The sequence below is a fragment of the Prosthecobacter fusiformis genome (genome assembly GCF_004364345.1).
Lineage (GTDB): Bacteria > Verrucomicrobiota > Verrucomicrobiia > Verrucomicrobiales > Verrucomicrobiaceae > Prosthecobacter > Prosthecobacter fusiformis.
On record NZ_SOCA01000023.1, the window covers coordinates 1 to 10070 of the forward strand.

Below are 10070 nucleotides of genomic sequence, written 5' to 3' on the forward strand. Positions count from 1 at the left end.
CCACCCCAACCAACTCCACCCCAACCAACTCCACCCCAACCAACTCCACCCCAACCAACTCCACCCCAGCCAACTCCACCCCAACCAACTCCATCCCAACCAACTCCATCCCAGCCAACACCACCTCAACCAACCCCACCCCAGCAACCTACCGCTCCATCTCTCCAGCGCCCCACTACACCTCCGGTTAGGCCATCCCCGCCCGCCGGCCATCTCATGTTGCGCCCTGGCTCAGACGGTTCACCCATCACGCCACCGCCCACCCCCACACCCCGCCAGACCGCCCTCTCATACACCCAGGCACCCACACCCCAGCCTGCCGCACCCAGACCCCCATACAAACCTGCCGATACCACCCCCTCGCCACCCCCACCACCCGCCCCGCGAAATCCCGAAGTCGATCCCCCTCGCATCGCCTCCGAATTTCTCGAAGCACCCGACTTCGCCACCACCCAAAGCATCCGTGCAGATTACGCCCCCTTTGATGCAGATCACCGCCCTGGCCAGGGCCCCATCACCGGCCGCGTCCGCCCCCAGGCCAAAGTCCTCCTCGGCCTCCATGGCGGAGCCACCCACGAAGAAATCGCCCGCCAGCTCCAGGCAGAAGTCGTCCAGGCAGAAAATCACGCCCAGACCCTCCCTCCGGATCGCGCTTGGAAAGGCCTCGTCAAAACAGAAAACGACACCCAGGAAGCCCTCACCGTCCTCAAAAACGAAGCCCTCTACTCCACCCTGGCAGACTGGTCACAGCGCACCGGCCTCAGTCCCGCAGACCTCATCGCTGCCCACACAGGTGAATCCTCCCCCCTCCCCACCGTCCAGCAGGCCGCCCTTCAGCAGTCCCTCCGCAGCATCCTGGAAAACCCCGCCTACCACCTCCCTACTGAGCGCCACTACCGTGGCAAAGTCATAGCCGGCCAGCAAGAACTCGCAGACTATACCCTCCGTCGCAGTCGATCCGGCCGCATGGAGGTTTACTTCAACCTCAAAGACGGCACCACCCACCTCACCCACATCACCCCCGTCACCGATGCCGACATCCTCTCTGAGACCGACCGCGTCAAAGCCAGTTTGGATAACAGCGCCAGCCAGCTGCGTCAGGCCCAGGCAGACCTCGCCTATTACCAAAACCGTTACGACAAAACCCCCTCCACAGATCGTTATAAAAACACCCTCCTGGCCAACATAAACGCCACCAAAAAAAATATCCAGACCATCGAAGTTGCCGCCCAGCCCCAGAGCGACCGCATGCGCCAGCTCATCCTGGACGGCAGACGCCTCCTCCTTAGCGAGCGCGTGACAGAAGAAGCCAAAAAACCCCAATGGCGCGGGAAAATCGGCCAGTACGACGGCCTTGCAGAAGTAGGCAAAGGCGCCCTCGGCGGTGCCCTCGGCATCGGCTCTACCTATGCCAGCCTCACCGGCGATGAAGAAATGCAGCGCCACCTCGCCCAGCTCGCCGAAGACATGGAGCTCGTTTACGGCGGCAGCACCCGTCGCCAGCTCGAAGGCGGCTGGTGGAATAACGTCGTCATCAATACCCAGCGCGGCCTTGGGGAGGAGCTCTTCACCCTCCCCCTCACCGCCGCCACCGGCGGCAGCAGCAGCATCGCCCGCCGCACCGGGCAGGAAATCACCAAAAAAGTCCTCCGCAGCCGCCTTCTTGCAGAGGCCGCCACCAGTGCCGCCCAGACATACGGCAGCAACGTCCTGGATACCAACCAGCGCATCCTCGAAGCCGAAACCACCGGCAACACCGAAGCCGCCCGCCGCCTCAAAGAAGGCCGCGTCCTCCGTGGCCTCCTCAGCGCCATCACCGGCCACGCCACCAGCAAGATCACCCCCTTCACCCGCCGCGGCTCCACCCTCGGCAACAACGCCGTACAGGGCGCCACCGCCTCCACCATCGAAGGCCTCACAGATATCCCCATCATCGGCCAGGGCGGCATAGACCCCGCCGCCACCAGCGAAGGCATCGCCTCCAATGCCATTCTCAACGGCCTCACCAGCCTCCCCGGCAGGATCCCCCGCCGCCACACCCCCTCATCACATCCAGAAACATCACAAAACATCACCGGACAGCCCCCTACCGGCACTCCACACTCACATCCAGAAACATCACAAAACATAAATCATCCCTCAGCCTCACCCCCCCCCATCTGGAAAGGCATCGCCCGTCATGGCGAAGACGCCTCCATCCTCCACCGCAATCCCGATGGCACCTTCCAGGTACGTCTTAACGGTCAGGAAAAAACCTTCAAAGAACCCCAGGTCGCCGCCATGCTCTGGATGAAAAAGCCCGAGCTTTATGCCTACCTAGATGCCGCCACCGCCGCCTCACTTGAAGGACCCCGTCCCACCCGGCCCCCCATCTGGCAGGGCATCGCCCATCACGGCGAAGACGCCTCCATCCTCTACCGCAACCCCAACGGCACCTTCCAGGTCCGGCTCAACGGCGAAGAAAAAACCTTCAAAGAATCCCAAGTCGCCGCCGTCATGTGGCAGAAAAAGCCCGAGCTTTATGCCCACCTCCATGCCGCCACCCAGCAGCAGCTCGCCGCAGATCAGGCCACACCCATTTCGCCAGTCCCCGTAGAAGAAAAGGGGGCCAGTGGAGCCGCCGGGCCAAGCCCACATCAGCCACCGCAGCCCCCATCAGCCTCGTCCGTTACCCCACCCCAAAAGCCGACCAGTCGCCTCCAGTTCAGCCAGCCAGACCAGGACGGCAGCCAGGCTGGCCAGGCCCCCTCCACCCAGCCCCGCACCCCCGGCCAGGCCATGCAGGCACTGGCCGAAGATGAAACCCGCTTCCGTCGCGGCCCCGCCAGCCAGAGCAAGGACCTGGGAGAAATCGCCAAAGACTATGACCTGGGCGATCAAGTGGACTTTGTGGATGAGACGACCTCTTTCCAAGATCCTGCCGCGCACAAGGTGGAGCAGATGCATCTGAAAAATGGGGCCAGCGCCTACCTCTTTCATGGCAAAGATGGTACCGTCTGGATGGACAGGGAAGAGATGCGTGTTTCCGGGACTGACCCTGCCCAGGGCGGTGACTTGGTCACGCAGGCTTTCATGACTTATGCGCATAACAACGGATTGCGTGTGAGGCCTGATCCCCTGGCCGTCTCCGACATTGCCCGGCAGAGAGATCTCAGCCACATGCTGTCCTCCTCCCTGCGTCATCGCAGCACCGGCCATCTGATGCCCAATGGCATCAATCCTAAAACCGGCCAGCCCTTTGAAAACATCCCCGGCTGGCAGGAGGGATCTTCCCGTGAGGCTTTTGATCACAATGTGGAACTGCTGGCCAAAGCTGAATACGAGGCGGTCAAGGCCGTCATGCAAACCCACGGCCAGACCCGCCTGGAGGACTTGCAATGGGATCCCGTGCAGGATATCATCATCCATGGACCTACCGGGCGCGGGTTATCCGCCACATCTTTTAACGAAATCGTATCGCGACTGGACCCCGGAGGAAGCGGAGTTGGTGCGACGACACTTTCTCGGGCCCTTGTATCTCAAGCCGCACTACAGGGACAGATCTCTGAGGGGAATCGTGCTGGAGATCACCGCCCTGCGCAGAGTGACCGCAGAGGAGCAAATCTTGATCAACCAGGCACTCGACTATACTCACTTCTTGAAGATAAAAGCCTCTTCTACAGCCAGCCCGGCAGCCCCGACGCAACCCGAGGAGCCAATCTCGGAACCGCCCTCGGAAGCCCCGAAAAACTAGGCCAGACCCTTGCCGAGACGACCCGGCTTCTAAACGAAAAACAGCCCGGCCTCATCAACGAAAAGACGCATCTCTTCACCACCGTGGAGGAGCTGCTGGCCTCGGATTATGCCAAAGAGAACGGTTTTGATGCCCGTGACATTGAGGGCATGCGCACCGCCGAAGGCTTCCACGACACCACCACCGGCCACAGCGTCATCATCGCCGAAAACACCCGCCTGCGTCCCGGCGAAAGTCCGCAGTCAGCCCTCACCCGCCTCGTCCTGCATGAGCGCGTCTCCCATGCCGGATTACAAATCTTGTTAGGCGATCCAGGGCGGTTTTCATGGGGGGAGTTGAGGCTGAAAAAGGCAAATAGAAAGGCACTCGGTGCCTGGCATCTTTGTTATGGTCTGCGTATCCACGGCCTAACGACACGTGCGGTTGGCAGCCGGGGCCTGACGACACTACTTCACAAAAAAGCCCCGGATAGGGCGCCATCCGCGGCTTCGTCGTGGGTGGATTCAGATCAGGTAAGATCGGATTGATCTCTCCTACTCTTCGCTCAGTTCAACCGGGGCGGCGGGGACGAGAGGATCCGGGTCCAGGGTGACGTTGTAGGAATGGAGCGGGGCGGCGTTTAATAGGGCAGCAGTGGTGGTTTCCGGGGTCAACTCGGGAAGGATGAGATAACCATAGGCTTTGCCTTCCAAGGAGAGCACCACCCCTTCCGCAGTGACGGATCGATTGAGCGCGGCGGTGGGACCGAGGTCGGAATAGGTGGCTTTGAAATACCCCGTCGCTGGCGTGAAGGTCACACTCTTGAAGCCGGGGTCACTCAATAGCTCGGTCGCCTTCTGCTTGTTGTTCAGCTTAAAGGTGAAAGGCAAATTGAGCATCGTTTCTTTTCCGTCCACGGTCACCTGCACCGGATGGGTGGCGGTCGCACTGTCCAAAAAGGCACCAAAGACGGTATAACCCGTAGCAGGAGGTGTGTATCGCCCACCGCTGACCGTCATGGCGGGCAGGGTGAAGCCAGTGCTGTAACTGCGATCTGTGGCGCTGGCCTTTTTCGTCCAGGAAAGAGAACCCGTGGCGACGACCGGCGCAGTGGTTGCCATCTCGATCACTCCGCGGAAGGAACCCGTGACCTTATACAGATCCGTGTGCAGGGCGACAAAGACGGAGGTGTCCGACGGGTTGAAGGGGCTGGAGCAAAGCGGCGCGCTGCCCGTGGTGATGCTGCCATCCGCCAGTTTCCCCGTCCAGGTGGCGATGCCTGCGGCGGAGACGCTGACAGTCGCATAACCAGACCCTTTCGGGTAGTCAACCGCCGTGGTCACTCCGGGTTTGAAGGACCAAGTATGAGTGCCCTGATAGGCCGTAGCTGCGACCTTGGCGCTGAATTTCGCCGCACGGATGATGCCGGTCGTGGAGACCGGGGCATTAGAGATCGTGGCGGTGAGCTTAGCCATGAGATCGTCTCCGTCGCCGTAGAGTTGCAGGGTCATCGCGGGCTTTCCTGAGACCGGGATGCTGAAGGTCGCGCCTATGTCACCATTCACATCGATGATGGTGGGGAGGCCGCTGAAGGCATAGGTCTTGCCAGCGAGGAGGACGTTGCCACTCATGGTGCCACCGGTATTGGAGGTGATCTTCACCCGACCACCCAGACCGAGGTCGCCATCAATGGCGGGGTTGCGATCCAGCAGGCCTTCGTAGCTGTTTTCAGGCAGCAGGGGATTGATGGCCCAGGCAATCTGCTGGGTTGTGCTACCGGCCACGTTGGTGGCGGTGACGGTGATGATGTAAGGCAGGCGCGCACCTGCAGCATCCCTGCCCAGGGATTTAGTCGCCGTGCCGGTGATGACACCGCCCGTGCTGATGGCGAGGCCTGGAGGCAGGCCAGTGGCTTTGAAGCTGACGGCATTGCTTGCGATGATGGTGAGCGGGGTGATGGTGACTCCCACCTGCGTCTCTGATGGCAGCATGACGGGGGCAAAGACGGGGAGAGGAATGACATCCACTTCGGTCGCACCCTGTAGGATGGAGTAATCCACCCCATTGTAGGTGTAGGTGACGCGGCAGTCATAGTCGCCTTCATCGCGGGGGGTAATGCTGGTGAGGGTCAACTTGGCCGTGCTGCTGCCACGGACGTTGTCGATGTCGTTCAGCACCACGTCATCACGCAGCCACTGATAGCTCAGCGTGCCACCCGCAGGGCCGGAGGCCGTCGCGGAAAGCGTCAGCGTTTTGCCCTCACCCACTTGGGTGGATGATGGAGCTGCCTGCACCACGGCAAGGCGTGTCGGCGTGCTCACGGCGCTGCCGCTCGTGTTGCTGAGGGTGACGGTGTAGAGACCGGAATCGGTGAGTTTGACATTGGGGATGACGTACGAACCTAGCACGGATGAAGGTTCCCCAGGTGAGACGATAACCTCTGGGTTGTGAGGGAGGGCCTTGGAACCCAATTTCCAGACAAAGCTCTCTGGAGTCAAAGGTTCAGAGCCGCCGCCGGAGTAGAACTTCACCACCTCACCCGTGCGGGTGATCCGGGCCAAAGGCAGCGCATAGAGGATAGGTTTGTTACTTTCCGCCAGGCCGGTGCCCTTGAGGGTCAGCTTGAGCGTGGTCGTGGAGAGGGTGAAATGCTTGAACTCGATCGGCGCTGTTTTCGCACCCAAGGATTCGGGGGAAAATCTCAGGGTCACATTCACTTCCTCACCGGGAAACAGGTCGAAAGACGGGGACGTGGAGGTGAATTCCGTGCCTTCGTTCGGGAACGAGATACTTGAATAATAAAGGGGCACGCCGGCATTGTTACGCAGACGCACGGTGACATAACTGCTCTGGCCTCTCGGTGTGGGTGGGAACTGGATGCTGCCGTTATTGGCCAGTGCCGTGGGCGCTCCCACAGATGGAACCAACTGGACCTGGAGGGGGTTCACGTTCGCACTGGGGGCCAGGTTTAGAACAAAGAGTTCTTTGCCTGTGGTCGCTCCTGGGGCGGAAAACAGGACCTTGGGACTCGAATAGGAGTCGAGGCGGATGAACTCAGGGCTAGCACCCTCCGTTTCGACACTGACGCCATTGAGCGGTTGCAGGGGGGCCGAACCACCAAAGTTGGCCCATAGCAAGGCTTTGCCGTAGTTCACACTGCGGCTGAAAACGGTCAGGTGGCTGCTCTCTTCAAAATAGACGAAATTCACTTGGCCAGAGGTCGAGTTGCCAGCCAGTTCCATGACCGGCTCTGCATCGAGGGATTCTTCCAGACTCATGAGGTTCTCGGTGAGGTAATTGTCCTCTTCATCATAGAGAGCCTCGCTGTAGTAGATCTTGCCATTGAACACGCCGATGATGCGACCGCCCGAATAGGTTCGGTAAATGGATGTGCCTTCTGCTGTGCCATCGGAGAGCCAGAAGCTATGATCTCCGTTATCAGCTGACCGCTCAATCAGGAGGCCCAAACTGCTGCTGTGCACGGAGGCCAGGTAGGGATAATCGCCGAAGTCACTCTTGACCAATACAGGGCTGCCGCTCTGGAGTTTGTAGAGGCTGAGTGGATCATTTTCAGTCGCCTTGGCAAAGAAATAGACGCCATCGGTGTTGCCATTGCTGCTGATCAAATTGTGGAGGGAATAGAAGGCACTGCCCACATTCACCAAGCTGGTGTCTTCATCCGTCGTGCGGACGAGTTGCTGCTTACCATTGGCAATGGTGACACTGAAGTAAACGTAGTCACTGGCCTCGACAAAACCGGTGGGATTGGAGCCTGAAGTTCCTGGAAGTAAGTCGGCCACTTCGGTGCCTGCCGTTGTGCCATCCGTGATCCAGAGTTCGGTGCCGTGGTCAGGCGTCGTCGCGACGAAACCGATCTGACCGGTGAAGAAGGCAAAAAACTGGCTGGGATGAGAGCCGTTGCTGCCTGGATGCAGGTCCTTCACCATGCCGACCACATCGGCGACTGTGTCATAGACCCACAGTTCCGTTCCGTATTCCTCTGTCGTCGCGCTGAAATAGATCTTGCCTCCATACGCGAAGAAGTTGCTCGGATTACTGCCGTGGGCACCATCGATACCCTCAGGGTTGAGGTTCTCCATTTCATAGGTGCCTGTGGCCGTGCCATCGCTGATCCAGAGTTCGTTACCGTGGTCGGGGCTGTAAGCGGAGAAATAGACATTGCCACCTTCCTGAATAAAGCTCCGTGGGTTGGAGCTATTGGGCTGGACGGGGCCGTCCTTCACCTTGCCCGTGCTAGCCGCTGTATCCGCGCCTTTGGTTTTCCACAGTTCATAACCGCCTAATCCATCGGGCACTTCAAAGAAGATCTGGGTGCCTGCCAGATAAAGCTTGGAGTGGGAGTCGATGCTGATGCGGCGAGATCCTTTGATCGTCGGTGCGACCAGTGCTGTGCCTGCTGCCGTGCCATTCGTGGACCAGAGCCACTGAGTCCCATCGCCGACCTCGTTGTTCGCGGAGAAATACACCTTGCCACCGAAGTTAACCGTCGAGAGCACGCTGCCATACGCACCGCAGTCAAAGATTTTCACACTCGTGCTGTTGCTGGTGTCATAGGACCATAGGCTCCCTACATCGTTGGGGGAGAGGCCTCGACGTGAGATAAGGATGAATTTGCCCAGACCAATCGCACTCGATACCCCCGAATCCATGATGACTGGAACGTTGTCGCTGGGCGGGGGAGCGAAGAACTGCTGAGTGCCTGTTTCGGTGCCATCCGTGACCCAGAGTTCACGCCCTTCCGCCGTCGTGTTGGCCAGAAAGTAACCTTTGCCATTCACCGTCGAGAACGAACCCGGATCGGAATGGGCTAGGCCTGGATTGATGTCCTTCACCAGGCCTGTGCCCGCCTCGGTACCATTGGTCTTATACAGCTCCCAGCCGGTTTCTGCGGTATAACTGGTGTAAAAAAGATTTGTGCCCGCCGCGCCCAAGACGTCAGCGATGTAGAAATTGAGAGACTTGACCAAAACCGTGCCTGCCACCGTCCCATTGGTCTTCCACAGATCTACCCATTTGTCCTTTTCGACACAGAAGTAGAAATTCGTGGCTGCCACGCCGCCTTTGAGTTGGCCCTCGCTGAGGTCCGCTGGGGAAAGCTCCTTCAGCAGGCGAGTGTTGGCCGGCGTGCCGTTTGTCCACCAAAGGCCCACGGGGTAAAAGCTGGACTGGGCGATGAAGACCACACCGGTGCCCAGGGGATAAAAGGAGGTAGGCTTCGAACTCTGACCTTCTGTCGGGGTCAGATCGGCTACCATTTCGGTTCCATTCGCCGTGCCATCGCTGACCCACAGCTCCTGACCATTCACGCCGTCATTGGCAGAGAAATAGACATTCGTGCCTGCTGCGGTGATGTTTTCAATGAAGGAACTGCCCAGGCCAGGGTTGATGTCCTTTACTAACTTCGTGCCGTTGGCGGTGCCATCGCTGATCCACAGTTCCTTGCCTTCCGTCGGAGTATGCACAGTGAAGAAGATCTTATTTCCCACCGGGGTGATGTCATCAGCGTTCAACGGCTGGGGGGAAGATCCCGTGTAGAGATCCTTCAACAAGACGGCATCCAAAGGCCCCGCGGCGGCAGAGCCGAGCCCCAGGGAGAAACCCATGGTTAATGTGGCAAGGGAGGTGGAACGGCTCAGAAAAACCTTCAATCGTGAGGGGAGTAAACGCAACAGCATCGCGCGTTTTTTAGCATCGCCCTCTCGATAAGCCACCTCTTTCTTAGATTTCACGCTTGATTAATAAGTTTTTTGCTTAATCCAAGTAAGCCGAATGGGGTTTCTAACGGCGCTCACGGGAGGGGATTGGGGCATGAAATAGTTAAAATGCTTGCCAGTCATAAAGGGCCTTAATGCTTGCTTTTTTAACCTCATTTCCGCCCATCGAAACCGCCCTGGCTCCTGTCTCTCCCCTCGATCCGTTTGAGCAACAGCTCCTCGGTGAAGCATCTCCCGTTCAGTCTTGTTTTGGCTGGAAAACTGAGCCCCCTCAGAGAGCTGCGGAAGTTTTTGTCAATTATCTGTACCCCTCCCATCCCCACCCCATCGTCCCCTCAAAAGCCCCTCGCATTAAACCCCCATCCTCCGCCTCCTCCGCCTCTTTGCCCCTCTGCGTTAAACCGATCACAGCAGACCCCTCGACCCACCCCTCCACCCCTCCACCACTCCAAACTTTTTTCCCCACTTAGCCCAAGTCGCCCCCCAACATCCTGGACACCGTCCACCCCGGCCCGGACTTTTCACACATGTCCACAAGCCAGACCCAGCCCATCCCGCATCCCTTTCGCCAGAGCAAAGTCCACCACGCCTTCCCCCGCCCGCACCCCCCGCTCAAGCCCCTC

At 59.2% G+C, this 10070-nt stretch carries 3 protein-coding genes; 2 read left to right on the forward strand and 1 reads right to left on the reverse strand.

All coding sequences use genetic code 11. The annotated features are described in order from the left end of the window. Both EI77_RS23665 and EI77_RS23505 read left to right on the forward strand, forming a co-directional pair. On the forward strand, positions 1-191 hold a 191-nt coding region (locus tag EI77_RS23665; RefSeq protein WP_208300462.1), incomplete at its 5' end, for a hypothetical protein. A 25-nt stretch (positions 192-216) separates the two neighbouring features. Further along, on the forward strand, positions 217-4260 hold the full coding sequence (locus EI77_RS23505; protein ID WP_166647467.1) for a hypothetical protein: 4044 nt from the start codon (positions 217-219) through the stop codon (positions 4258-4260). Between the two features lie 6 nt (positions 4261-4266). On the opposite strand, the gene EI77_RS23010 is transcribed toward EI77_RS23505, so the two are convergent. After that, entirely contained in the window at positions 4267-9462 is a 5196-nt protein-coding gene (locus tag EI77_RS23010) for an ELWxxDGT repeat protein (protein WP_133797666.1), read from the reverse strand. Positions 9463-10070 lie beyond the last annotated feature (608 nt).